The 22,541-nt window shown below is 65.4% G+C and carries 25 protein-coding genes; 17 read left to right on the forward strand and 8 right to left on the reverse strand.

Annotation, left to right across the window (positions count from 1 at the left end):
* Positions 1-54: 54 nt before the first annotated feature.
* The 4 genes from ACE3RX_RS12875 to mltB are packed head-to-tail and all read left to right on the forward strand — an operon-like array spanning position 55 to position 4,913.
* Positions 55-975 (forward strand): AAA family ATPase, encoded by a 921-nt coding sequence (locus ACE3RX_RS12875; RefSeq protein WP_374484146.1) that lies wholly within the window; start codon positions 55-57, stop codon positions 973-975.
* Entirely contained in the window at positions 972-1,949 is a 978-nt protein-coding gene (locus ACE3RX_RS12880) for a DUF58 domain-containing protein (RefSeq protein WP_374484149.1), read from the forward strand. Before ACE3RX_RS12875 ends, ACE3RX_RS12880 begins: the two co-directional genes overlap by 4 nt.
* A complete protein-coding gene (locus ACE3RX_RS12885) occupies positions 1,942-3,885 on the forward strand; it encodes a DUF3488 and DUF4129 domain-containing transglutaminase family protein (RefSeq protein ID WP_374484151.1) in 1,944 nt (647 codons plus the stop codon). Before ACE3RX_RS12880 ends, ACE3RX_RS12885 begins: the two co-directional genes overlap by 8 nt.
* Positions 3,882-4,913, forward strand: a complete 1,032-nt coding sequence (gene mltB, locus ACE3RX_RS12890; protein WP_374484153.1) for a lytic murein transglycosylase B — start codon at positions 3,882-3,884, stop codon at positions 4,911-4,913. The genes ACE3RX_RS12885 and mltB overlap by 4 nt, the downstream gene beginning before the upstream one ends.
* 128 nt (positions 4,914-5,041) lie before the next feature.
* On the opposite strand, the gene arsC is transcribed toward mltB, so the two are convergent.
* From arsC to surE, 5 genes are all read right to left on the reverse strand, one after another.
* Positions 5,042-5,392 (reverse strand): arsenate reductase (glutaredoxin), encoded by a 351-nt coding sequence (arsC, locus tag ACE3RX_RS12895; RefSeq protein WP_374484155.1) that lies wholly within the window; start codon positions 5,390-5,392, stop codon positions 5,042-5,044.
* A 75-nt stretch (positions 5,393-5,467) separates the two neighbouring features.
* Positions 5,468-6,403, reverse strand: a complete 936-nt coding sequence (gene rpoS / locus ACE3RX_RS12900) for an RNA polymerase sigma factor RpoS (RefSeq protein WP_374484157.1) — start codon at positions 6,401-6,403, stop codon at positions 5,468-5,470.
* A gap of 157 nt (positions 6,404-6,560) precedes the next feature.
* On the reverse strand, positions 6,561-7,544 hold the full coding sequence (locus ACE3RX_RS12905; protein ID WP_374484160.1) for a peptidoglycan DD-metalloendopeptidase family protein: 984 nt from the start codon (positions 7,542-7,544) through the stop codon (positions 6,561-6,563).
* A gap of 50 nt (positions 7,545-7,594) precedes the next feature.
* Positions 7,595-8,254: a protein-L-isoaspartate(D-aspartate) O-methyltransferase gene (locus ACE3RX_RS12910; protein WP_374484163.1), complete on the reverse strand. Its 660-nt coding sequence runs from the start codon at positions 8,252-8,254 to the stop codon at positions 7,595-7,597.
* The gene (gene surE / locus ACE3RX_RS12915) at positions 8,251-8,994 is read right to left on the reverse strand and encodes a 5'/3'-nucleotidase SurE (RefSeq protein WP_374484167.1); all 744 of its coding nucleotides are present in this window, start codon (positions 8,992-8,994) and stop codon (positions 8,251-8,253) included. Before surE ends, ACE3RX_RS12910 begins: the two co-directional genes overlap by 4 nt.
* Positions 8,995-9,268: 274 nt before the next feature.
* On the opposite strand from surE, the gene ACE3RX_RS12920 reads away from it, so the two are divergent.
* The 6 genes from ACE3RX_RS12920 to ACE3RX_RS12945 all read left to right on the forward strand — a co-directional run bounded on the left by ACE3RX_RS12920 (position 9,269) and on the right by ACE3RX_RS12945 (position 13,403).
* Positions 9,269-9,646 carry a hypothetical protein gene (locus tag ACE3RX_RS12920; RefSeq protein WP_374484170.1) on the forward strand — a complete coding sequence of 126 codons (378 nt, stop codon included), beginning with the start codon at positions 9,269-9,271 and terminating at the stop codon, positions 9,644-9,646.
* 19 nt (positions 9,647-9,665) lie between these two features.
* Positions 9,666-10,163, forward strand: a complete 498-nt coding sequence (locus ACE3RX_RS12925; protein WP_374484173.1) for a sigma-70 family RNA polymerase sigma factor — start codon at positions 9,666-9,668, stop codon at positions 10,161-10,163.
* The gene (locus tag ACE3RX_RS12930) at positions 10,160-10,936 is read left to right on the forward strand and encodes an anti-sigma factor (protein ID WP_374484176.1); all 777 of its coding nucleotides are present in this window, start codon (positions 10,160-10,162) and stop codon (positions 10,934-10,936) included. Before ACE3RX_RS12925 ends, ACE3RX_RS12930 begins: the two co-directional genes overlap by 4 nt.
* A 142-nt stretch (positions 10,937-11,078) precedes the next feature.
* Entirely contained in the window at positions 11,079-12,008 is a 930-nt protein-coding gene (msrP, locus tag ACE3RX_RS12935) for a protein-methionine-sulfoxide reductase catalytic subunit MsrP (RefSeq protein ID WP_374484180.1), read from the forward strand.
* A gap of 22 nt (positions 12,009-12,030) precedes the next feature.
* Positions 12,031-12,699 carry a sulfite oxidase heme-binding subunit YedZ gene (locus ACE3RX_RS12940; protein ID WP_374484183.1) on the forward strand — a complete coding sequence of 223 codons (669 nt, stop codon included), beginning with the start codon at positions 12,031-12,033 and terminating at the stop codon, positions 12,697-12,699.
* 86 nt (positions 12,700-12,785) lie between these two features.
* On the forward strand, positions 12,786-13,403 hold the full coding sequence (locus tag ACE3RX_RS12945) for a DUF1294 domain-containing protein (RefSeq protein ID WP_374484186.1): 618 nt from the start codon (positions 12,786-12,788) through the stop codon (positions 13,401-13,403).
* A 33-nt stretch (positions 13,404-13,436) separates the two neighbouring features.
* Here the strand turns inward: ACE3RX_RS12945 and mog are convergent, their stop codons facing one another.
* Positions 13,437-14,024 (reverse strand): molybdopterin adenylyltransferase, encoded by a 588-nt coding sequence (gene mog, locus ACE3RX_RS12950; protein ID WP_374484188.1) that lies wholly within the window; start codon positions 14,022-14,024, stop codon positions 13,437-13,439.
* On the reverse strand, positions 14,021-14,581 hold the full coding sequence (gene yjgA, locus ACE3RX_RS12955; protein WP_374484190.1) for a ribosome biogenesis factor YjgA: 561 nt from the start codon (positions 14,579-14,581) through the stop codon (positions 14,021-14,023). The genes mog and yjgA overlap by 4 nt, the downstream gene beginning before the upstream one ends.
* 66 nt (positions 14,582-14,647) lie before the next feature.
* Between yjgA and pmbA the strand changes: the two genes are divergently transcribed.
* From pmbA to ACE3RX_RS12990, 7 genes are all read left to right on the forward strand, one after another.
* On the forward strand, positions 14,648-15,988 hold the full coding sequence (gene pmbA, locus ACE3RX_RS12960; protein ID WP_374484193.1) for a metalloprotease PmbA: 1,341 nt from the start codon (positions 14,648-14,650) through the stop codon (positions 15,986-15,988).
* 33 nt (positions 15,989-16,021) lie between these two features.
* On the forward strand, positions 16,022-17,128 hold the full coding sequence (locus ACE3RX_RS12965) for a TRAP transporter substrate-binding protein (protein WP_374484196.1): 1,107 nt from the start codon (positions 16,022-16,024) through the stop codon (positions 17,126-17,128).
* Between the two features lie 249 nt (positions 17,129-17,377).
* Positions 17,378-17,734, forward strand: coding sequence for a CidA/LrgA family protein (locus tag ACE3RX_RS12970; RefSeq protein WP_374484199.1), 357 nt, complete (start codon positions 17,378-17,380; stop codon positions 17,732-17,734).
* The gene (locus tag ACE3RX_RS12975) at positions 17,731-18,465 is read left to right on the forward strand and encodes an LrgB family protein (protein ID WP_374484202.1); all 735 of its coding nucleotides are present in this window, start codon (positions 17,731-17,733) and stop codon (positions 18,463-18,465) included. The genes ACE3RX_RS12970 and ACE3RX_RS12975 overlap by 4 nt, the downstream gene beginning before the upstream one ends.
* Positions 18,466-18,555: 90 nt before the next feature.
* The gene (locus tag ACE3RX_RS12980) at positions 18,556-19,497 is read left to right on the forward strand and encodes a nucleoside recognition domain-containing protein (RefSeq protein ID WP_374484206.1); all 942 of its coding nucleotides are present in this window, start codon (positions 18,556-18,558) and stop codon (positions 19,495-19,497) included.
* A gap of 94 nt (positions 19,498-19,591) precedes the next feature.
* Positions 19,592-20,320 (forward strand): queuosine precursor transporter, encoded by a 729-nt coding sequence (locus ACE3RX_RS12985; protein ID WP_374484211.1) that lies wholly within the window; start codon positions 19,592-19,594, stop codon positions 20,318-20,320.
* A 138-nt stretch (positions 20,321-20,458) separates the two neighbouring features.
* A complete protein-coding gene (locus ACE3RX_RS12990; RefSeq protein ID WP_374484272.1) occupies positions 20,459-21,196 on the forward strand; it encodes an IclR family transcriptional regulator in 738 nt (245 codons plus the stop codon).
* 202 nt (positions 21,197-21,398) lie between these two features.
* Here ACE3RX_RS12990 and pbpG read toward each other — a convergent pair whose 3' ends face one another.
* Complete coding sequence (pbpG, locus tag ACE3RX_RS12995) at positions 21,399-22,481, reverse strand: D-alanyl-D-alanine endopeptidase (protein WP_374484214.1); 1,083 nt, start codon at positions 22,479-22,481, stop codon at positions 21,399-21,401.
* Positions 22,482-22,541: the final 60 nt, after the last annotated feature.

Below are 22,541 nucleotides of genomic sequence, written 5' to 3' on the forward strand. Positions count from 1 at the left end.
GCGCTGTTATGGAATCATTATCCCCTTAACTACAGCCTGAAAAAAGCCCGCGCCATGCCGCAGCAGATTGCCAACCGACTTGCCGAAGCCACATGCCGGATCATTCTCGGCAAGGAGCACGCCGTCCGTCTCGCCCTTGCCTGCGTGCTGGCCCGCGGCCACCTGCTGATCGAAGACATTCCAGGGGTCGGTAAAACGACCCTCGCCCACGTGCTCGCCCGGGTGCTGGGCCTGCAGTTCCAGCGCATCCAGTTCACCAGCGACATGCTGCCCGCCGACATCGTCGGCGTGTCGGTGTTCGACCAGCGGGAAGGCGACTTCCGCTTCCACCCGGGGCCGGTGTTCTCCCAGCTGGTGCTGGCCGACGAGATCAACCGGGCCACGCCCAAGGCCCAGAGCGCACTGCTCGAAGCCATGGAGGAACGCCAGATCAGCGCGGAAGGCCGCAGCTGGCCACTGCCTGAGCCCTTTTTTGTCATTGCCACCCAGAATCCGGCGGAGCAGATCGGCACCTTTCCTTTGCCTGAAAGCCAGTTGGACCGCTTCCTGATGCGCATTTCGATGGGGTATCCGGACCCCGCCGCGGAACGCGCCCTGCTCGCCGGCGAGGACCGGCGCGATATGCTGGCGCGGGTACAGCCCGAGCTGCAGCCCGGCGAACTCGACAGCCTGTTCACCGCGGTGCGTCAGATCCATGCCGGCCCGCGCCTGCTCGACTACCTGCAGGCCTTGCTCGCCCACAGTCGCCAGGGCGCCGGCTTCGCGCTGGGGTTATCGCCCCGGAGCGGCTTGGCCCTTCTGGCGGCGTCCAGGGCGTGGGCCTTGCTGGCCGGCCGTGACCACGTGCTGCCAGAGGACGTTCAAGCCGTCCTGCCAGCCGTCGCCGGCCACCGCCTGCGAGCCGACGACGACACCCTACTGACAGCGGATCAACTGGCACGGCGCCTGATTGAAGCCGTAGCGCTACCGGGATGAGCTTCAGCCGTGCACGCGCCGCATTCCAGCGCTGGCTGTTCCGCGTCAAGGGGCCCGAGGCGGCCCCCATCACGCTGGGCCAGCGACGCATCTTCGTGCTGCCGACCACCTTCGGGCTGGCCCTTGGCGCAACCCTGGCGGTGATGCTACTGGCGTCGATCAACTACACCCTTAGCCTAGGCTACGCGCTGACCTTCCTGATCGGCAGCGTCGCCTGGGTGAGCATTCACCACGCCTTTCGCAACCTGGTCGAGCTGCGCATCGAGCCAGGCCGGGTCGAGCCGGTATTCTGTGGCGCCCCGCTCCACTTCGGCATCGTTCTAAACAACCCTGGAGGGCGCCCCCGCACGGGGCTCCAGCTGCGACCGACGCACGGCGGGAAACCCGTGGAAGAACTACTCTTCGATGTCCCGGCAGCAGGGCGGATTCTGCAGGACGTAGCCATCGCCACCACCGAGCGCGGCTGGCTCCAGCTCCCCCGCCTGACCCTCGAAACCTGCCACCCCCTCGGCCTGATCCGTGCTTGGAGCCTGTTTCAGCCCGACATGCGCGGCCTGGTCTACCCGACGCCGGAAAGCGGGGCGCCCGCCCTCCCCCATGGCGCGGGCGATCGTCCCGGCGGCGGCACGCACGGCAACGGCATGGACGACTTCGCTGGCCTGCGCCACCACCAGCCCGCCGACTCGCCACGCCACGTGGCCTGGAAGGCGGTGGCCCGGGGCGGCCCCTGGCTGACCAAGACCTTCGACGGTAACCAACGCGGCAGCATCTGGCTGGACTGGCAAGCCCTGCCCGCCGGTCTGGAGACGGAAGCCCGCCTGTCGCGCTTGACCAGTTGGGTCATCGACGCAGAGCGGAGCGGCCTCGACTACGGTCTGCGCATCCCCGGCACACTGCTTCAATGCGCCCATGGCACGGCGCACCGGCACGCCTGCCTCAGCGCCCTCGCGCTATACGGTCGCGCCCATGGCTGAAGCCCGCCTGCGCCCCGACCAGGCCGGATGGCTGATTGCCTGCTCAGCCATCAGCCTGACCCCTCACGGGCAGCACCTACCCCCGGCGATCACCGCGGTCTGCATATTGCTGCTGCTGTGGCGGACGGCTATCAGCCTCGGCAAGGGGCACCTGCCCCATCGCCTCCTGCTGGTCGGCCTGTCCGCCACCGTGGTCGGGCTGGTTCTGCTGGAATACCACCAGTTCTTCGGCAAGGATCCGGGCATCGCGGTGCTTGCCGGCCTGTTGAGCCTCAAGCTGCTAGAAACGGACAGCCGCCGCGACGGCCGGGCGGTGCTGCTGTTGTGCCTCTTCATGCAGACCGGTCAGTTCCTGTATCAGCAGAGCATGCAGATCGCGGCCCTCGCACTGCTCGGCGCAACGGTGGCCATCGGCAGCCTGCTGGCTCTGCAGGGGCAGCCCGCAGCCCTGAAGGCACGCCTCACCTCGGCCGCCAGGCTGGTTCTACAGGGCGTTCCGCTGATGCTCGTGCTGTTCGTCCTCTTTCCCCGCGTTCAAGGGCCGCTGTGGGGCCTGCCGGCCGATGCCTACAACCGGGTCAGCGGGCTGTCGGACAGCATGACACCCGGCGATATGGCACGCCTCAGCGAATCCAGCGAGATTGCCTTCCGGGCCGCCTTCTCCGGCGAACTGCCGCCCCCCGCCGAACGGTACTGGCGCGGCCCGGTCCTCAGCCGCTTCGACGGACGCAGCTGGCGTGCAGCGCGCAGCAGCACGGCCCCACGACCCGCTTATGCCCCCCAGGGCGTCGCCTACCCTTACACCCTCACCCTCGAACCCCACAACCAGCGCTGGCTGCTCGCTCTCGACTTTCCCGCCGAGGCCCCCGGCCTGCGCTACGGCAGCGATTTCCAGCTGATGTCGAGCGATCCGGTACGTAGCCGGCTGCGGCTGTCCCTGCGGTCCTATCCTCATACACCGGTCGGCGTCGACGCCAGCCCCCTGGAGCTACGCGAGGCCCTGGCCCTGCCCTCCGGCAGCAATCCTCGTACCCAGGCGCTCGGAGCCCGCATCCAGCAGGAAGCCCGCGACGCCGACGATGCGCTGCAGCGGGTCATCGCCGACTTCCGGCGGCGCGGCTTGAGCTACACCCTCGACCCCCAGCCCCTTGGCCGGGAGGATGCGGACAGCTTCCTGTTCGATACGAAGCAAGGCTTCTGCGAGCACTTCTCCTCCGCCTTCGTCATCGCCATGCGCGCAGCGGGGGTTCCGGCGCGGGTCGTCACCGGCTACCAGGGCGGAGAGTTCAACCCGGTGGACGGGACACTGGTGATCCGCCAGTCGGACGCCCATGCCTGGGCCGAGGTCTGGCTGGCCGGCCGCGGCTGGAAACGTGTCGACCCGACCGCCGCCAGCGCCCCCCGCCGCATCGATGGCGGCCTTGCCGCCGCTCTGCCCGACAGTGACCGCCTGCCGCTGCTGTCCCGCAGCTCCCTTGCCTGGCTGCGGGAACTGCGCAATCAGCTGGACGCCCTAGACAACCGCTGGAACCAATGGGTTCTCGGGTACAATCCGGCCCGCCAGAAAGCCCTGCTCGCCGATTTCGGCGTGAAGGATGCTGACTGGCAGACGATTACCGCGCTGATGGGCGGCGCCTGCACCCTCGTCATGGCGGCCCTAACCGCATGGGTATTGCGACGACGCCTGTCAGCCGACGCCCTTGACCGCAGCTGGTCGCTTTTCTGTCGCCGACTCGCTTCCGCAGGACTGCCCCGTGCCGCCTGGGAAGGCCCGCAGGACTACGCCGAGCGTGTCGCCAGCCAGCGGCCCGACCTCGCCGACACCGTGAAGCACATCGCTACCGACTATGCCCGCCTGCGTTACGGGCGCGCAGGCATCGAGCGAGCCGCCCTCCAAAGTCTGAAGCACTCCATCAAGAATTTCCGTCCCCGATGAAAAACGCCTCCTTCCGTCGCTCCCTGACGCTGGCCCTTCTCGTTTCCTGCCTCGGCGTGCCCGCCATGGCCCATGCCGCGGAACGCTATGCAGACCGCCCGGAAGCCCAGCAGTTCATCGCCGAAATGCAGCAGCGCCACGGCTTCGACAAGGACGCACTGACCTACATCTTTCGCCGCGCCCAGTATCTGCCATCGGTGATCAAGGCCATCTCCCCCCCCAAGGACCCCGGCGTGCGGTCCTGGCAGCGCTACCGCGGCCGTTTCATCGAGCCCGTGCGCATCAAGGCCGGCGTCGCCTTCTGGGAGCGCTATCAAGACACGATCAAGGCGGCGAGCGATAAGTACGGCGTGCCGGAGGAAATCATCGTCGGCATCATCGGCGTCGAGACCATCTACGGTCGCAACACCGGCAACTACCAAGCGGTGTCAGCCCTGTCCACCCTGGCCTTCGACTACCCGCGGCGGGCCGAGCTCTTCCGCAGCGAGCTGGAAAACCTGTTGCTGATGGCGCGGGAGCAGCACCGTGACCCGCTCGACTACCAGGGCTCCTACGCCGGCGCACTGGGCCTTCCCCAGTTTCTGCCGAGCAGCGTGCGGAACTACGCGGTGGATTTCGACGGGGACGGTCAGATCGACCTCCTCAACAGTCCCAAGGACGCCATCGGCAGCGTTGCCCGCTACATGCAGATGCACGGCTGGGAGAGTGGCGCCCCGATCGCCCTTCGCGCCAGCGTGACGCCGGGCGCTGACCTTACGGCACTGATCGCCAACGACGTTGATCCTACCTTCGAGCCGGCTACGCTGACGAGCCGCGGCATCAAAGCCGCCAACGGCGAGATGCCCCCCAACAAAGCGGCCTTCGTCGAACTGGTTACGCCCGGCGAGGACAGCGAATACTGGCTCGGCTACCAGAACTTCTACGTGATCACCCGCTACAACCGCAGCAGCTTCTACGCCATGTCGGTCTTCCAACTGGGTGAAGCAGTCAAGGCCGCGCGCCAGACGGCTCTCGCCAACCGGCGCTGACATCCCCCTCTGCCCGTAGGGGCGAATTCATCCGCCCTCAGTCGGTTTAATGCAGTCCGTGGGCGAATGAATTCGCCCCTACGGCTTCACGTTGTCACTGGCCTGTTTCGTCCCCCCGGGCAGATGCGTTAGAAAAGCTCGAGCACTTTTTCCGGCGGCCGGCCGACCATGGCGCGCTCACCGCGCACGACGATCGGCCGCTCGATGAGGATGGGGTGTGCAGCCAGCGCATCCAGCCATTCATCCTCGCTGAGCGAGCGCCCCTTGTAGTCGGACTTGTAGATGTCCTCGCCGGTGCGCACGATGCTTTCGGCCGGCACGCCCAGCTTCCTGACGATCTCGGCCAGTTCGGCCCGGCTAGGCGGCGTCTTGAGGTATTCGACGATTTCCAATGCCACGCCTTTTTCCTGCAGCAGCGCACAGGCGGAACGGCTCTTGGAGCATCGGACGTTGTGATACACGCGAACGGTTTCGCTCATGGACTTCAATCCTGACGGAAGGTGAATTAACGGAACGCCGCAGCGGTTGGCCGGCATTCCGCCCACCGCTCCGGACTAGAGAAGCACATCCTTCGAAACACCACGCCGTTTAATGATGCGGCGCAATTGGCCAAGGGCCTCGAGCTGGATCTGGCGCACCCGCTCGCGGGTCAGCTCCAGGCTGTCGGCCAGCTCCTCCAGCGTCTGCACCTCGCACTCGTCGATACCATAGCGGTGGCGGATGACCATGCGCTGCTTTTCACTGAGCTGACCGATCCATTCGCGCACCAGCGTCTCGACCTCGAGGTCCTGGATCTGCACGTCGGGCGTCTCGGCGTCATCATCTGCCAGGGATTCGCCGATCGACAGGGTCGGGTCGATGTCCAATGGTGCGTCCAGGGACGCCGTATGCTCGTTGAGGGCGAGGATCGCCCGCACATCCTCAACCGGCCGGCCGAGCTGGCGGGCTACGTCCTCGATGGAGAAATCCCCGTTGCTGGCGGCCTCGAGCTGGCGCTGGCAACGCAGCACCTGGTTCAACTCCTTCACCACATGGACCGGCAGGCGGATCGTGCGGGACTGGTTCATGATCGCCCGCTCGATGTTCTGACGGATCCACCAAGTCGCGTAGGTGGAGAAACGGAAGCCACGCTCCGGATCGAACTTTTCGAGGGCATGGATAAGCCCCAGATTGCCCTCCTCCACCAGGTCGAGCAGCGGTATGCCCCGGTTGAGGTAATGCTTGGCGATGTTGACGACGAGGCGCAGGTTCCGCTCGATCATCGTCTGGCGGGCCAGAAAATCCCCCTCGCGGACCCGCCGAGACAGGGACAGCTCCTCGTCCGCAGTCAGCAGCGGATTGGCACCGATCTCATTGAGATAGAGCTGGGTGACATCACCCAGAAATTCGGTGTCGGGCGACTGCGCCGGGACTTCGAGGAAGGCCTCGACCTCCGGGGGCAGGTCCGACTCGGGGCTGTCGAGTTCCTCAGGAACGGCCGGATCGTACATGGAACCCTCTCTGAACCGTTGGGAGACACTCAGGGAGACAACATTTCATGCAGCTCCTCCTGCCAGTGCTCACCCAAAGTTCGGCAAGGGTGATGCCTGGCGACTATAGTCATTCATATCAGCGCACCGCTCGCCCCTGCCCCGCACCCTTAGGTGCTCAGCGAGGCGGCAGGAACTTGCCGGGATCAACCGGCTTGCCCTGCTTGCGGATCTCGAAGTGCAGCTTCGGGCGGTCGCTGTCGGTATCGCCCAGTTCGGCAATTTTCTGTCCCTTGCTCACCGCCTGTCCTTCCTTGACCATCAGGTTCTGGTTGTGGGCGTATGCGCTCAGGAAGTTATTGTCATGCTTAACGATAACCAGTTTGCCATAACCACGCAAACCCGTACCGGCATAAACGACGCGACCGCTGGCCGCCGCAAGTACCGGGTCACCACTCTTGCCAGCCAGGTCCACACCCTTGCTGGAGGTTTCGTTGAAACCTGCAATGATCTTGCCGGATGCGGGCCAAGCCCAGTCGATCTTGCCATCCTCACCGGATGTCGCCGGAGCGGGCTTGGAAGGCTCAGGCTTCTTGTCTTCCTTGGGTTCGGGCTTTGGTTCTGGTTTGGCGGCCTCGGGCTTCACGGCTTCCGGCTTGCCGGCATCCAGCCGGGGCTCGACCTTGGCCACGGCGACGGGGGCTTCCGGCTTCTGGGCCAGGGCCCAGGCCTGTTCGGAATAGGGCACCTTGCCCCCCTTAGGCTCCCGGCGTACTCCGTCGCTACTTGCCGCTACTGCGGGCACGGCCGAGCCGTTGGTGGCGCCAACAGGACGCACCTCGACCCCGGACGACACCACCGGCCGCGTCACCGCACCAGACTCGGGCGGACGCACGCGCAACTCCTGCCCGACCTCGATCAGGTTGGGGTTATCAAGGCCGCTCCAGGCCGCGATATCCCGGTAATTCTGGCCATGATCAAGGGCGATACGGATCAGCGTGTCACCGGGCTTGACGATGTAGTACCCCGGCCGTGCCACCTTGGGCTGCGCAGCCGGCGCCGGCGCTTCGCCTTTGTCCGGCGCCTGACTTGCGGGACGCGTTGTGCGCTCCGCAACAGGGGCTGGCGACTTGGTGGCGCAACCGGCCAGCAGCAGGGCCATCAGGAGACTACTTGTACAAACGCGGGACAACATCATTCGTTGAGCATCAATCATTCTGTGCCGGGCAGCAGGGGTACGAAGCGCACCGCGCTGAGGCGTGTTTCTCGGATGCCGCGAGCCGTGCGCTCGATAAGAACCAGCACCTGCTCCGTCGCGCCGACCGGCAGGATCAACCGACCGCCATCGGCCAATTGTTCGACCAGTGCCGGCGGCACCTTCGGCGCCGCCGCAGCGACGATGATCGTGTCGTAGGGCGCGGCTTCCTTCAAGCCCACGCTACCATCGGCATGTTTCAGGCGCAGGTTGGGGCGACGCAGGTGGCGCAGGTTGTTGCGCGCCCGGTCGAGCAGCGGGCGCAAGCGCTCCACCGAATAGACTTCCGTTCCGAGGTGCGACAACACCGCCGCCTGATAACCACACCCAGTTCCGACCTCCAGCGTCTTGCCAAGTTCGCGGCCCGCCATCAACAGCTCAATCATCCGCGCCACGACGAAGGGCTGGGAGATGGTCTGCTGCAGGCCGAGGGGCAGCGCCGTGTCCTCGTAGGCCCGCGATGCCAGCGCCTCCTCGACGAAGAGATGGCGCGGCACGGCCATCATCGCCGCAAGTACGCGTTCGTCGCGAACACCCTGCTCCTTGATTCGCTCGACCATGCGCGTCCGCGCCCGCAGGGTGGTCTGCAACGCGGTCCGCAGCGCTTCACTGCTCATTTGCCCAGCCAGTCGCGAACAGTGGAAATCTGGCTCTGGTGGGTCAGATCGATCTGCAGCGGCGTGACGGACACGTAGCCGTTGGCCACCGCATGGAAATCAGTTCCCTCACCGGCGTCCTGGGCTGCGCCGACGGCCCCGACCCAATAGACGGTCTCATTGCGCGGCGTCACCGACTTGACCGTGGGCTCGGCCTTGTGACGCTTGCCGAGGCGCGTAACCTGGACGCCCTTGATCTGCGCATAGGGCAGATCGGGCACGTTGACGTTGAGCAGCGTCGGCACGCCGATAGACTCCTGCTGGAAACGCTCGACCAGCTCGCGGGCCACCCGCGCAGCACCGGAGAAATCGGACGCGCCCTTGGCGACCAGGGAAATGGCAATGGACGGGACCCCCAGCAGGAACCCCTCGGTAGCCGCCGCAACGGTACCGGAGTAGATGGTGTCGTCGCCCATGTTGGCGCCGTGGTTGATGCCCGAGACGACCATGTCCGGCAACTCGTCCAGCATGCCGGTAACGGCAAGGTGCACGCAGTCGGTGGGCGTGCCATTCACGTAATGGAAGCCGCTGGCGGCCCTGCGCAGGGACAGGGGCCGGTCGAGGGTCAGGGAGTTACTGGCGCCACTGCGGTCACGCTCGGGAGCAACCACGGTGACCTTTCCAACTTCAGACAGGGCAGCCGCGAGGGCATGCAGGCCAGGAGCGAAATAACCGTCGTCGTTGCTCAGCAGGATGCGCATTGGAATCCGGGATCAGGCTTTCAAACAGGTGGAATGGAGGCTTGCCCGGCACGTCCCGCGGGGCTTGGGCCCGGCCGGGCGGCTGCATGCAAAGACCTTGGACAGGCGGCGAGTTTAGCAGAGTCGGCTTGGCCGCTGCTAGGCGCAAACCACGCGGTGGCACACCGCTGCGCCCACGACGGGGAAAGATCAATTTGTTTTCAGGGGCGTGGAATAAAGTACCCGCATGCGCTGTTTAGACAATACCCAGCCACACACGAAGGAGACCACGACCATGAAAAAGCTGTTCCTCGCCATGAGCCTTTCGGCCGTCCTCGGCGCTTGTGCCAGCATGCCCGACACCCCGCCGGCCCAGAACCGCTACGGCATGCTCACCGACACCCAGGGCATGACCCTCTACATCTTCGACAAGGACGCGGCCGGCAGCGGCAAGAGCGTCTGCAACGGCCCCTGCGCCACCAACTGGCCGCCCTTGATGGCCAGCGAGAAAGACCAGGCCCGCGGCGACTGGAGCATCGTCGGCCGCGACGACGGACGCCGCCAGTGGGCCTACAAGGGCCGGCCGCTCTATACCTGGAGCAAGGACCAGAAGCCCGGCGACACCACCGGAGACGGTTTCCTCAACAACCAGTGGCACGTCGCCCGCCCTTAAACGACGCACGCAACGCCAAATGCCCGCCGAGCACGCCATCCTCGCCGAGATCCCGCGCCTGCGCCGCTATGCGCGGGCGCTGACGGGCAACGATGCGGATGCCGACGACCTGCTCCAGGACACCCTGGAGCGAGCCCTCGGCAAATGGCTGCTATGGCGGCCGGGCAACCTGCGGGCCTGGCTGCTGACCATGATGCACCATGTCTTCCTCAACCAGCTGCGCCACCGGCCGCCCCTCGTCACACTGGACGAGGACACGCCCGCAATCCCGGTACGCCCCCAGCAACAGGATGAACTGGACGTGCGCGACCTGGACCGCGCACTCGGGCGCCTGCCCCCCGAGCAGCGGGAAGTCCTGCTGCTGGTCGGACTGGAAGAACTCAGCTACGCCGACACCGCCCGCATCCTGGGCATTCCGCCGGGAACCGTCATGTCGCGCCTGTCCCGCGCCCGCGAGCGGCTGCGCGCCATCCTGGCCGGCGAGGACCGGCCCATGCATCTGAAGGTCGTGAAATGAACAAGGAGCACATCGGCAAGGATCAACTGCACGCCTACGTGGATGGACAGCTATCCGCCGCAGATACGATGCGGGTTGCCGCCCACCTCGCCACCCATGCCGACGATGAAGCCACCGCGGCGGCCTGGCGTGACCAGAAGGCCCTGCTGCATGTTGCCTACGATCACCAGCTCGACGCACCGCTCCCTCATGCCATCGTCGCCCGGCTGAACGCCCGCCCCCACAGGCGCCTCCATCAGGCGGCCATTGCCGCGGCCTGGCTCGCCATGGGCATCGGGATCGGAATCATCGCCGACCGCCAACTCGTGCCCGCGCCTACAGCCGCCCCGCTCGCCCTGGCCAGCCTGCCGCAACGGGCCGCCATCGCCCACGCGGTGTTCACGCCGGAAGTGCGCCACCCGGTGGAGGTCGGCGCAGATCAGGAGGCGCACCTGACCGCCTGGCTGTCGAAGCGCCTGGGCCATGCACTGCACGCCCCCAAACTAGCAGCCGAGGGCTTCCACCTGGTTGGTGGCCGCCTGATCACCGCCGACAACGGCCCTGGCGCGCTGCTGATGTACGAGGACGGCGGCGGCCAGCGCCTGACCCTGTACGTCTGCGCCGACAATCAGGACAGCGGCGCCACCGCGTTCCGCTTCGCCCATCAGGACGGCGTCTCCACCTTCTACTGGATAGACGGTCGCCAGGCCTACGCCCTGTCCGGCAAGCTCACGCGCGACGCGTTACTGCCGATTGCCAGCACGGTTTATCGGCAACTCAACGGGGACAGCTAGGTCAAAGGCGGGGCTCGCCCAGTGGGGGCGAATGAATTCGCCCCCACTGGGATGCCCGGAAAGACCCCGGCCTGCGATGCTGTAATTTTTGCGAGCCTGCTCCGTCTACATCACCACGAATAATCACAATGGACACGCTGCCATGCTGATCCGTCGCCCCACCGACATCCTGCCGTCCGAAATCACCTCACCCGAGCTGTACCGCGACCGGCGCCGCTTCCTGGCCCAGTCCACCGCCCTCGCCCTGGCGGCAGCCCTGCCCGCCGGCCTGGCCCGCGCCGCCGGCCATAGCCTCGGCCCGCTGGCCAAAAGTCCCTACAGCATCGGCGAGACGCCGACGCCCTACAAGGCCGTCACCACCTACAACAACTTCTATGAGCTCGGCACCGACAAGGCCGACCCGGCCGAGAACACCCGCCGCCTCAAGCCGGCCCCCTGGACGCTGCGCGTCGAAGGGCTGGTGAACAAGCCGCGCACCTTCGGCATCGAGGAACTGCTCAAGCTCGCCCCGCTGGAGGAGCGCATCTACCGCATGCGCTGCGTAGAGGGCTGGTCGATGGTCATCCCGTGGGTCGGTTTTCCGCTGGCCAGCCTGCTCAAGCTGGTGGAGCCCCAGGGCAGCGCCAAGTACGTAGAGTTCGTCTCCCACTACGACAAGAGCACCATGACCCGCGGCGTGCTCGACTGGCCCTACAACGAAGGCCTGCGTCTCGACGAGGCCCGCCACCCGCTGACCCTGCTGGCAGTTGGGTTGTACGGCGAGGTGCTGCCGGTCCAGAATGGCGCGCCGATCCGCCTGGTGGTGCCGTGGAAGTACGGCTTCAAGGGTGCCAAGTCGCTGGTGACCCTGCGCCTCACCGACAAGCAGCCGCTCACCGCCTGGATGAAGGCCGGGCCGAGCGAGTACGGCTTCTATTCCAACGTGAATCCGGAAGTGGACCACCCGCGCTGGAGCCAGGCCACCGAGAGGCGTATCGGCGAGTTCTCCAAGCGCAAGACGCTGATGTTCAACGGCTACGCCGACCAGGTCGCGTCGATGTACACCGGCATGGACCTGCGCCGCTTCTTCTGAACATCACAAGACAAGAACAACTATGACCCCGACCAACTCCCAACTCGGCACCATCAAGGCGGCCCTGTTCGCTCTCTGCCTGCTGCCCGCCTTCCTGCTGTGGCGCGGGCTGGAGATGGACACGCTGGGCGCCAACCCGATCGAGGCGCTGACCCGCGCCACCGGCGAATGGACACTGCGTTTCCTGCTGATCACCCTGTGCGTGACGCCGCTGCGCAAGTACTCGGGCTGGCACTGGCTGGTGCGCCTGCGCCGCATGCTCGGGCTGTTCGCCTTCGCCTACGGGGTGACCCACCTGCTCACCTACGTTTGGCTGGACCAGTTCTTCGACTGGCATGCCATCGCCAAGGACATCCTCAAGCGCCCCTTCATCACCGTCGGCTTCGCCACACTGGTGCTGATGACACCGCTGGCCGCCACGTCCTTCAACGCCGCCATCCGCAAGCTCGGCGGACGCCGCTGGCAGGCCCTGCACCGGGCCATCTACCCGATCGCGGTGCTCGGCTGCGTGCACTTCTGGTGGCTGGTCAAGAAAGACATCACCGAGCCGCTGATCTACGCACTGATCACCGCCGGCCTCCTCGGCCTGCGCGCCTGGTGGCGCGAACAGGAACGCCGCAAGCAGTTGGCCGGCGGCTACCTGCCGCAGCCACGCTTCGAGAGCAAAGTGATCAAGATTTTCGCCAAGTAGTCCGAGCCTTGCCCTTGGCATCCTGTTGGGATAACCAGAATAATCCCTGACAGATCCATCCCTTTTCAGAAAGCAGAAAGGAAAAGATGCGCCACCAAGGCAAACTGACCAAGTGGGATGACTCCCGTGGCTTCGGCTTCATCACACCGAATGACGGCAGCGAACGGGTCTTCGTCCACATCAAGTCCGTCCGGCGGGGGCAGCCCAGGCTGACTGAAACTCAACTACTGACCTACGAACGAACGATTGACGAGCGCGGACGCGCGCAAGCCATTGATGTCGGAATCGCTGGAGCGCCCCAAGCCCCCGCGCCACGCCCTTCGCAGACTAGAACATGGCCCCTGATCCTGGCCGCCGCGTTCTTTCTCGGTCTGGCGTGGACCTGTTTTTCCGGCAAAGCTCCGTCGCGCTTGCTTCTGCTCTACGGGGTTGCAAGCCTGCTGGCCTTTCTGGCGTACTGGTGGGATAAAAGTGCCGCACTGCACGGCCACTGGCGTACGCAGGAAAAGACTCTGCACCTGTACGCGCTGCTGGGCGGCTGGCCAGGCGCAATCGCCGCTCAGCACCTACTCCATCACAAGACGCAGAAGGCCTCATTCCGCTCGGTATTCTGGATAACGGTGATAGCCAACTGCGCAGCCTTGGGCTGGCTGCACACAACTCAGGCTGCCGCACCAATCCGCACCTTTCTCGGCTACGTTTGAATCGTCCGGTAGCACTCAGGCATCAGGTCGCCCTCAAGCCTTCGGGCGGATCGCCGACTTGGGGCGGAAGGCCTTGACGATGGCCTCATCGGTTTCGATATAGGGCCCACCGATCAGGTCGACGCAATACGGCACCGCGGCGAAGATGCCGTGCACCTTCTGCTGTCCATCGACATCCTTGAGGCCTTCGAGGGTCTCGGCGATGGCCTTCGGCTGGCCCGGCAGGTTGATGATCAGGCTCTGACCGCGGATCACCGCCACCTGGCGGGACAGGATCGCCGTCGGTACGAAGGCCAGGCTGACCTGGCGCATCTGCTCGCCGAAGCCCGGCATCACCTTGTGGGCCACGGCCAGCGTGGCTTCCGGCGTTACGTCACGCAGCGCCGGGCCGGTTCCGCCAGTAGTCAGCACCAGCGCGCAACCGGCCTCGTCGCACAGTTCGATCAGGGTTTTCTCGATGGACGACTGATCGTCCGGGATAAGGCGGGTCACAGCCTCCCACGGCGTGGTCAGGGCCTTGCCCAGCCAGTCCTGCAGCGCCGGGATGCCCTTGTCTTCATAGACGCCGCCCGAGGCCCGATCGCTGATGGACACCAGGCCGATCTTCACGCCCTCGCTCATTCCTCGTCTCCTGACTCATCGTGCTCGTGGTCAACGGTCTCGCCAGCCGTCCCCTCTTCCAGCTCGCGCAGGACCCGGAACAGCTCGCGGTAGGCGCGCGGCGGCTTGTTCTGCTCTTTTTCCTTGATCGCATTGCGACGCAGCACGCGGAGCTGTTGCAAATCGGCGCCCGGGTGGGCAACGGCGATGTCGTGGAGGGTCTTTTCATCCTCGATCAGCTTGGTGCGCAGGTTTTCGAGGCGATGCATCTTGGCCGTCTCGACCGCCGATACACCCTTGAAGGCATCCAGCGCTGCGCGGATCGGCGCCGGATCGACATTGCGCATCAGCTTGCCGATGTATTGCAGCTGGCGTCGCTTGGCCTCGTGGGACGGAAAGCGCTGGTAGTCCTTCACCGCGTCGCGCAGGTCCTCGTCCATCGGCACCTTGGCCAGGCGCTCCTTGCCGAGGGCGACCAGTTCCTGGCCGAGATCCTGAAGGGCATGGCTGGCGCGCTTGAGCTCCGACTTGCTGGGGCCGGTGTCTTCTTCGTCTTGATGATATTTGTAGTGGGCCATCTGGGGGCAGGAAGTGCTCGGGAAGGGTAAGATTATAGCCTTTAGCCCCTATCCAACCGGATCGCCATGGCCGACAACCGTTTCAGCTTCACCCAGGACCAGCTCAAGACCATCGCCGAAGACATCCTCAAGTTCGCCCGCAAGCGCGGTGCGACGGCCTGCGAGGTGGATGTCTCGGAAGGCTTCGGCCAGTCCGTCACGGTCCGCCGCGACGAGGTGGACACCATCGAATACAACCGGGACAAGGGCGTCGGCGTCACCATTTATGACGGCCAGAAGCGCGGTTACGCCAGCACCTCGGACTTCTCCAAGGAAGCGCTCAAGGCCACTGTAGACGCCGCCGTGTCGATCGCCCGCTTCACGGCCCCCGACCCAGCTGCCGGCCTGCCCGACGAAGCCCTGCTGGCCAAAGAATTTCCCGACTTCGATCTCTACCACCCGTGGAAGATCTCCACCGAGGACGCCATCGAGTTGGCCCGCAAATGCGAGCGTGCCGCTTTCGCGGTGAGCCCGGAGATCCGCAATTCCGATGGCGCCAGCGTGTCGATGCAGGAGGCGCACTTCATCTCCGCCAACAGCCTCGGCTTCCTCGGCGGCTATGCCAGCTCCCGCCACTACCTGTCCTGCTCGGTGATCGCCGGCGAGGGCGACGACATGCAGCGGGACGACTGGTACTCGACGAAGCGCGACCCGTCCGAACTGGCCGACGCCGACGAGATCGGCACCTTCGCCGCGCGCCGTGCCCTGGCCCGCCTCGGCGCCCGCCAGATCTCCACCTGCGAGGTGCCCGTGCTGTTCGAGGCGCCGCTGGCGGCTGGCCTGATCGGCGCCTTCGTACATGCGGTGAGCGGCGGCGCGTTGTACCGCAAGTCGTCCTTTCTGATGGACAGCCTCGGCAAGCAGGTCTTCCCGTCCCACATCCAGATCTCGGAGCGCCCGCACCTGGCCAAGGCCTTCGCTAGCAGCCCCTTCGACGACGACGGCGTTGCCACCCAGGATCGCGAGGTCATCATCGACGGCGTGCTGCAAGGCTACTTCCTCAGCACCTACTCCGCGCGCAAGCTGGGCATGCAGACCACCGGCAACGCCGGCGGTAGCCACAACCTGCTGGTCAAGTCCGGCCAGTACGACCTGGACGGCCTCATCAAGCAGATGGACCGCGGCCTGCTCGTCACCGAGCTGCTCGGCCACGGCGTCAATTACGTGACCGGCGACTACTCCCGCGGCGCGGCCGGCTTCTGGGTCGAGAATGGCAAGATCCAGTACCCGGTGCATGAGATCACCATCGCCGGCAACCTCAAGGACATGCTGATGGGCATCCAGGAAATCGGCTCCGACGTGCTGGTGCGCGGCTCCAAGCACTGCGGCTCGATCCTGGTGGACCGCATGACCGTAGCCGGCGCCTGATCCCCAAAAAAGTCCCGAGCAAGGAGAGCGAGCATGGAGAGACGTTCCTTCCTGAAGCACGCCGGAGCCAGCATGGCCGGCGCGGCCGTGGCGGCCCCAGCTTCCGCCGCCGAGCTGCCGACTATCAAGTGGCGACTCGCCTCCAGCTTTCCCAAGACCCTCGACACCATCTTCGGCGCCACGGAATCGGTGGCCAAGCATGTCGCGGCAGCCACAGGCGGCAAGTTCCAGATCCAGCTCTTTGCCGCCAACGAGATCGTGCCCGGCCCGGGCGTGCTCGACGCAGTGAAGGACGGCACCGTCGAGATCGGCCACACGGCGTCCTATTATTACGTCGGCAAGGATCCCACCTTCGCCTTCGATACCTGCCTCCCCTTCGGCCTCAACAGCCGCCAGCAGACTGCATGGATGCTCAGTGGCGGCGGCCTGGAGCTGATGCGCGAGTTCTTCCGCGACTACAACATCCACCTGATCCCCTGTGGCAACACCGGCACCCAGATGGGCGGCTGGTTCCGCAAGGAGATCAAGTCCCTCGACGACCTCAAGGGCCTCAAATTCCGCATCAGCGGCATCACCGGCCAGGTGCTGGCCAAGCTTGGCGTGGTGCCGCAGCAGATCCCGGGCGGCGACATCTACCCGGCCCTGGAAAAAGGCACCATCGATGCCGCCGAGTGGGTCGGCCCCTACGACGACCTCAAGCTCGGCTTCAACCGGGTGGCCAAGTATTACTACTACCCGGGCTGGTGGGAGGGCGGACCCCAGCTCTCCATCTACGTGAACATGAAGCACTGGGCTTCGCTGCCCAAGGAATACCAGGCCATCCTCGAGGACGCCTGCCTGCGCGCCCACTCGGAGATGCAGGCCAGCTACGATGCCAAGAGCCCCAACGCCCTCAAGCAACTGGTCGGCTCGGGCACCCAGCTGCGGCCTTTCCCCAACGAGGTGATGGCTGCCGCCTTCAAGACGGCGCTCGACCTCTACGATGAAATCGCCGCCAAGAACGCCAAGTTCCGCAGGATCTACGAGACCTGGAAAAAGTTCCGCGACGACCAGCTGCAGTGGTTCGCGGTAGCCGAGAACCGCTACGACAATTTCATGCAGGCGACCCGCGTTGCGACCCGGGCCCGCAACAACAAATAGGCAAACGATGCGCTTGCCCTGTGGGGGCGAATTCATTCGCCCACCGCGCGCTGATTTACCTCCGGGGGCGAATGAATTCGCCCCCATGGAAGCAGCCCCCACTGCGCCCCCTCACGGAAGCGCCCCTCACAGTGGCCGCCCCAACGGGTCGGTTCCCATTCCACAAAGCCAGCGCAGTCCCTCGCCTCATCACAAGATGCACCTTGTACCTTTGAAACACGCCCTTCGCTTTTCCGGAGGACTCCACCCATGATCGCCGCCTTTGCCCTTCTGCTGGCTTTCCAGCTCGCCGGCGAAGCCCTGCGCGTTGCACTGCACCTGCCGGTCCCCGGTCCGGTGATCGGCATGGGGCTGCTGCTGATCTACCTGATCGCCCGCCGCGGGCCCACCGAATCTCTGCGGACGACCTCCGGCAACTTGCTGCAGAACCTGTCGCTGATGTTTATCCCCGCCGGTACCGGCGTCATGCTGCACGGCGCCCGCCTGTTCGATGAAGCCGGGCCGATTCTGGTCGCGCTGGTCGCCAGTACTGTGCTGGGCCTGGCCGCCACCGGGCTGACGCTGCACTTCCTGACCCGCCGGAACAAGCAGGAAGGACCGCGATGAACCCCGAAAGCATGACCGAGATCTGGGTTTACCTGTCCGCCCAGCCGCTGCTGTGGCTGACCCTGACGCTGGCTGTGTACCTGCTGGCCCTCGCCCTGCACCGCAAGGCCAAGGGGCATCCGGTGGTCAATCCGGTACTGGTATCGGTAAGCATCCTGGTCGTCCTGCTGCTGGTCACCGGCACGCCCTACCAGCGCTACTTTGACGGCGCCCAGTTCGTGCATTTCCTGCTCGGCCCGACCACCGTCGCGCTCGCGGTGCCCCTCCACGCCCAGCTCAAGCGCCTGCTCGCGATGGGCGGCCCCCTGCTGATCGCACTTGTTGTCGGCTCGCTGACCGCCGGCCTATCGGCCTACGCCATCGGCGCGATGATGGGTGCCAGCACACCGACAGTGATCTCACTCGCGCCCAAGTCCGTCACCACGCCGATCGCCATGGGCGTCGCCGAACGCCTTGGCGGGCTGGCCTCGCTAACCGCGGTATTCGTGATCCTGACCGGCATCTTCGGAGCGATCTTCGCCGACGGCATCCTGCGCCGCCTCGGCGTAAAGGACGACGCCAGCATCGGCTTCGCCCTAGGCCTGGCCTCCCACGGCATTGGCACCGCGCGGGCCTTCCAGCTCAGCGAGCAGACCGGCGCCTTCGCCGCGCTGGCAATGGGCCTCAACGGCCTGTTCACCGCCATCACCCTGCCCTGGCTGCTGCCGCTTCTGACACCGCTGCTCAAGTAGCGCTGCGTGAACTAGGGTTGCCCTCAGGTTGCCCACGGCGTATGCGGCCCCGATAATCGGGGCCGTTGCCATTTTTGCTGCACTGCATCCATGGACCTGCTTATCGATGTGATCCTGCGCGCCGGCCGCTCAGCGGTCGAACTGTCGTTCTTCGTGCTGCTGCCGGTGATGATCGTCATGCTGTCCCTGATGCGCCTGCTGGAAGCCAGGGGCGTGCTCGACTGGGTCGTCGCCCGGCTGGCTCCGCTGCTGCGCCCCGTCGGCCTGACCGGCCTCGGCGTGTTTGCGGCGCTGCAAATCAACTTCGTCAGCTTCGCCGCTCCCGTCGCCACGCTGACCATGATGGACCAGCGTGGCGCCTCCAGCCGCCACCTGGCCGCCACGCTGGCGATGGTGATGGCCATGGCCCAGGCCAACGTGTCGATGCCGATGGCGGCGATGGGCCTGCATTTCGGCGTCGTGCTCGGCTGGTCGCTGGTCGGCGGACTGGCCGCTGCGGCAGCCACCTACTACGGCTTCGGGCGCGGGCTCAGCAGCACCGAGCACACCGTCGATGAAACCCTGCACCACCCAGTTGCCGAGAGCGCCAAGGGCATCCTCGACGTGATCAACCGGGCCGGCGCAGAAGCCTTCAAGATCGCCGTCGGCTCCATCCCGATGCTGGTGCTGTCCCTCACCGTCGTCCTCGCCCTGCGCCGCCTCGGTGCTCTGGACGCCCTCACCGGCCTGCTGTCGCCGCTGCTGCTGGCGGTTGGCGCCGACCCGACGCTGATCCTGCCGACCCTCACCAAGTACCTGGCCGGCGGCACCGCGATGATGGGTGTCATGGACGAGATGCTGCGTGCCGGCACCGCCAATGTCGCCACGCTCAACGGAGCCAGCGCAGGCCTGCTGATCCATCCACTGGACGTGCCCGGCGTAGCGGTTCTCATCTCCGCCGGCCGGCGCGTCGCCGACGTGTGGAAGCCCGCCACCCTCGGTGCACTGGTCGGCATCGTTGTACGCATGGCCGGGCACATGGTCGCTGGCTGAACCCGTTGCCGTCGAATTGCTGCGATGCCACACTGACAGCACTTCCGAGGCCCCCTCGACCAGGAAAGCGGGCCCGCCATCCCTGGAGAACCCCATGTCGACTGCGTCGCATCTGCATTCCCCAGCCCCACGCCAGTACAAGTATTACGAATTCGTGATGGCGGCCTTCGTCGCCGTCTACCTTTGTTCCAACCTGATCGGCCCGGCCAAGGCCGCGCAAGTCGTCGTCCCGGGCCTCGGGCCGGTGACCTTCGGTGCGGGGGTGCTGTTCTTCCCGATCTCCTACATCTTCGGCGACGTGCTCACCGAGGTCTATGGCTACGCCCGCGCCCGCCGCGTGATCTGGGCCGGCTTCGGCGCGATGGTCTTCGCATCGGTAATGGCTGCGGTAGTAGTCGCCCTGCCGCCGGCTCCGACCTGGACCAACCAGCCAGCCTACGAGATCGCCTTCGGCTCCACCTGGCGCATCGTCGCCGCGTCACTGACGGCCTTCTTCTGTGGCGAGTTCGTCAATTCCTACGTACTCGCCCGCATGAAGATCCGCAGCAACGGCCGCCATCTATGGAAACGCACGATCGGTTCGACGATCTTTGGCGAGGGAGTCGATTCCCTGCTGTTCTATCCCCTCGCCTTCTGGAACTCCGGCCTGATCCCCAACGAGTTGCTGCCGAGCATCATGCTCGCCCAGTTCGTCACCAAGGTCGGCGTCGAGACGCTGTTCACGCCGCTCACCTACAAGATCGTCGCGTTTCTGAAAGAAGCCGAACGGGAGGATCACTACGATGTGGACACCGACTTCACGCCCTTTTCCATCAAGGTGTGACGAGGGTTGCGGCGCCGCGGCATTTCACTAGGCGAAATCAGCGCACCTGAGATACCATTCCGCGTCCTTGAATCAGAGGCAGGAAATCCGTTGTCCACGCCAGAAACCGCGAAAAGCCCCATCCAGGTCATCGAGCGCATGATGAAGCTGCTCGACGTCCTCGCCGAGCACCCCGATCCGGTTGCCCTCAAGCAGCTCGCCGCCGAAACGGGGCTCCATCCGTCTACAGCCCATCGCATTCTCGGCGCGATGAGCAGCAGCGGCTTCGTCGAACGCAGCGACGGCGGCGCTTACCGCCTGGGCATCCGCCTGCTCGAACTGGGTAGCCTGGTGAAATCCCGCATTTCCCTGCGGGAAACTGCCATGGCCGCGATGATCAAGCTCCACGCCACAACCGGCGAGAGCGTCAACCTCGGTATCCGCGCCGGCGATGAGATCGTCTATGTGGAGCGGACCTCCAGCGGCAAGTCCGCCGTGCGCGTCGTCCACATTGTCGGCGCCCGCGCGCCGCTGCATACCACCGCCACCGGCAAGCTGTTCCTGGTGGAAGACGGCGCCCAGAAGGTCAAGGAATACGCCCGCCGCACCGGCCTGCCGTCATCAACGCCGACCTCCATCACCACCTTGCAGGGCCTTGAGAAGGAACTCGACAAGGTCCGCCGCCACGGCGTCGCCTATGACCTGGACGAAGTCGAAACCGGCGTGCGCTGCATTGCCGCCGGCATCCGCGACGACAGCGGCGACCTGGTCGCCGGCTTGTCCCTATCCACGCCATCCGAGCGCTTCAACCCGGACTGGGCGCCGCTGATCCGCCAGACCGCCGACGAGATCTCCAGCGCGTTGGGCTATGTCGCCCCGGCCACGCGCCAGCCCTGAGTCACGGCCGTTTGTGTCGAGCGGAACCATACATCTTGAAGCCTAGGGGCGAATGAATTCGCCCCTACGAGAGCCCGCCAGGAAAGCCAGCACCGGCGTTACAGACGGCGATCGGCCTGACAGGATCCAGCAGCACGCATTCCTGAAGGCCACAAAAAAACGGGCGCCTCGGCGCCCGTTTCCATTTCCGCTACAGCAGCCCTCAGGTTGCCGGACCATGTCGGCCGGCGGCGGCGAGCTTCTGCTGCATCGCGGCGCTCTCAAGCCAGCGCTTGACGCGCTGGGCATCGGCCACCCGCGTAAAGCGGCCGAAGGAGTCCAGCAGCACGATGATCATCGGCTTGTTTAGCATCCAGGCCTGCATCACCAGGCATTTGCCCGACTCGTTGATGTAGCCGGTCTTGGACACGCCAATCTGCCAGTTCGGGCTGCCAACCAGCGAGTTGGTATTGTTGAATTGGCGCTGACGACCGTTCAGGGACACCACGTAGTTGGCGGTGGTGGAAAACTCGCGGATCAAGGGATAGCGGGACGCCGCCGACACCATCTTGACCAGGTCGCGGGCGCTCGACACATTGGCCGAATTGAGTCCCGTGCTGTCGGAGAAGCGGGTGTCGTGCAAACCGAGAGCCGCGGCCTTGCGGTTCATCGCCGCCACAAAGGCCGGCAGGCCGCCCGGGTAATTGCGGCCAAGGGCGGACGCAGCCCGGTTTTCCGACGACATCAAAGCCAGGCGCAGCATGTCGTCCCGCTGCAATTCGGTGCCCACCGGCACATGGGAACTGCTACCCCGCAAGGTATCCACGTCGTCTTGGCTGATCGTCAGCGTCTCGTTGAGAGCCAGGCGGGCATCCAGCACAACCATCGCGGTCATCAGCTTGGTGATGGACGCGATCGGCACAACGGTGTCGGAGTTCTTTTCCAGCAGCACGTTGCCGGTGGCCTGGTCCGCCACCATGAAGGCCGCAGACTGGAGCTGCGGATTGCCCTCATGGTCGATGTCGTTGCTGGCCGCGGCAACCGCATGGCGGGCGTGGCGAGGCGCGGCAACGACCTTGCGGTTCTGCGCTTTCTCTTCGACCGCTCTGGCAATCTTGCTTCCCTTGGCCTTGCCGGATTTGGACGACTTGGCGACCTTCTCGGCCTTTTCAGCCTTGGGCGCTGCCTTGGCTGCGTGGGACTTCTTCGACGACGCATGGTGCGCTACAGCAAAGGCGTCGCCGAGCACTGCGGTGTTGAGTGCAAAGGCTCCCAGCAGGGTGAGTACGGTAGTACGGATTTTCATCGTCTTTCAAACAGGTTCACAAGCGGGAAGCAAAGCGCTTCCCCAATGAAAAATCTTCGC

The organism is Zoogloea sp. (assembly GCF_041914405.1).
GTDB lineage: Bacteria > Pseudomonadota > Gammaproteobacteria > Burkholderiales > Rhodocyclaceae > Zoogloea.

What these genes read in the sequence shown, in the direction of transcription:
- ACE3RX_RS12875 (WP_374484146.1), top strand. Translation starts at nt 55, where the DNA reads ATGCCGCAGCAGATTGCCAACCGACTTGCCGAAGCCACATGCCGGATC.
- ACE3RX_RS12880 (WP_374484149.1), top strand. Translation starts at nt 972, where the DNA reads ATGAGCTTCAGCCGTGCACGCGCCGCATTCCAGCGCTGGCTGTTCCGC.
- ACE3RX_RS12885 (WP_374484151.1), top strand. Translation starts at nt 1,942, where the DNA reads ATGGCTGAAGCCCGCCTGCGCCCCGACCAGGCCGGATGGCTGATTGCC.
- mltB (WP_374484153.1), top strand. Translation starts at nt 3,882, where the DNA reads ATGAAAAACGCCTCCTTCCGTCGCTCCCTGACGCTGGCCCTTCTCGTT.
- arsC (WP_374484155.1), bottom strand. Translation starts at nt 5,392, where the DNA reads ATGAGCGAAACCGTTCGCGTGTATCACAACGTCCGATGCTCCAAGAGC.
- rpoS (WP_374484157.1), bottom strand. Translation starts at nt 6,403, where the DNA reads ATGTACGATCCGGCCGTTCCTGAGGAACTCGACAGCCCCGAGTCGGAC.
- ACE3RX_RS12905 (WP_374484160.1), bottom strand. Translation starts at nt 7,544, where the DNA reads ATGGCCCTGCTGCTGGCCGGTTGCGCCACCAAGTCGCCAGCCCCTGTT.
- ACE3RX_RS12910 (WP_374484163.1), bottom strand. Translation starts at nt 8,254, where the DNA reads ATGAGCAGTGAAGCGCTGCGGACCGCGTTGCAGACCACCCTGCGGGCG.
- surE (WP_374484167.1), bottom strand. Translation starts at nt 8,994, where the DNA reads ATGCGCATCCTGCTGAGCAACGACGACGGTTATTTCGCTCCTGGCCTG.
- ACE3RX_RS12920 (WP_374484170.1), top strand. Translation starts at nt 9,269, where the DNA reads ATGAAAAAGCTGTTCCTCGCCATGAGCCTTTCGGCCGTCCTCGGCGCT.
- ACE3RX_RS12925 (WP_374484173.1), top strand. Translation starts at nt 9,666, where the DNA reads ATGCCCGCCGAGCACGCCATCCTCGCCGAGATCCCGCGCCTGCGCCGC.
- ACE3RX_RS12930 (WP_374484176.1), top strand. Translation starts at nt 10,160, where the DNA reads ATGAACAAGGAGCACATCGGCAAGGATCAACTGCACGCCTACGTGGAT.
- msrP (WP_374484180.1), top strand. Translation starts at nt 11,079, where the DNA reads ATGCTGATCCGTCGCCCCACCGACATCCTGCCGTCCGAAATCACCTCA.
- ACE3RX_RS12940 (WP_374484183.1), top strand. Translation starts at nt 12,031, where the DNA reads ATGACCCCGACCAACTCCCAACTCGGCACCATCAAGGCGGCCCTGTTC.
- ACE3RX_RS12945 (WP_374484186.1), top strand. Translation starts at nt 12,786, where the DNA reads ATGCGCCACCAAGGCAAACTGACCAAGTGGGATGACTCCCGTGGCTTC.
- mog (WP_374484188.1), bottom strand. Translation starts at nt 14,024, where the DNA reads ATGAGCGAGGGCGTGAAGATCGGCCTGGTGTCCATCAGCGATCGGGCC.
- yjgA (WP_374484190.1), bottom strand. Translation starts at nt 14,581, where the DNA reads ATGGCCCACTACAAATATCATCAAGACGAAGAAGACACCGGCCCCAGC.
- pmbA (WP_374484193.1), top strand. Translation starts at nt 14,648, where the DNA reads ATGGCCGACAACCGTTTCAGCTTCACCCAGGACCAGCTCAAGACCATC.
- ACE3RX_RS12965 (WP_374484196.1), top strand. Translation starts at nt 16,022, where the DNA reads ATGGAGAGACGTTCCTTCCTGAAGCACGCCGGAGCCAGCATGGCCGGC.
- ACE3RX_RS12970 (WP_374484199.1), top strand. Translation starts at nt 17,378, where the DNA reads ATGATCGCCGCCTTTGCCCTTCTGCTGGCTTTCCAGCTCGCCGGCGAA.
- ACE3RX_RS12975 (WP_374484202.1), top strand. Translation starts at nt 17,731, where the DNA reads ATGAACCCCGAAAGCATGACCGAGATCTGGGTTTACCTGTCCGCCCAG.
- ACE3RX_RS12980 (WP_374484206.1), top strand. Translation starts at nt 18,556, where the DNA reads ATGGACCTGCTTATCGATGTGATCCTGCGCGCCGGCCGCTCAGCGGTC.
- ACE3RX_RS12985 (WP_374484211.1), top strand. Translation starts at nt 19,592, where the DNA reads ATGTCGACTGCGTCGCATCTGCATTCCCCAGCCCCACGCCAGTACAAG.
- ACE3RX_RS12990 (WP_374484272.1), top strand. Translation starts at nt 20,459, where the DNA reads ATGATGAAGCTGCTCGACGTCCTCGCCGAGCACCCCGATCCGGTTGCC.
- pbpG (WP_374484214.1), bottom strand. Translation starts at nt 22,481, where the DNA reads ATGAAAATCCGTACTACCGTACTCACCCTGCTGGGAGCCTTTGCACTC.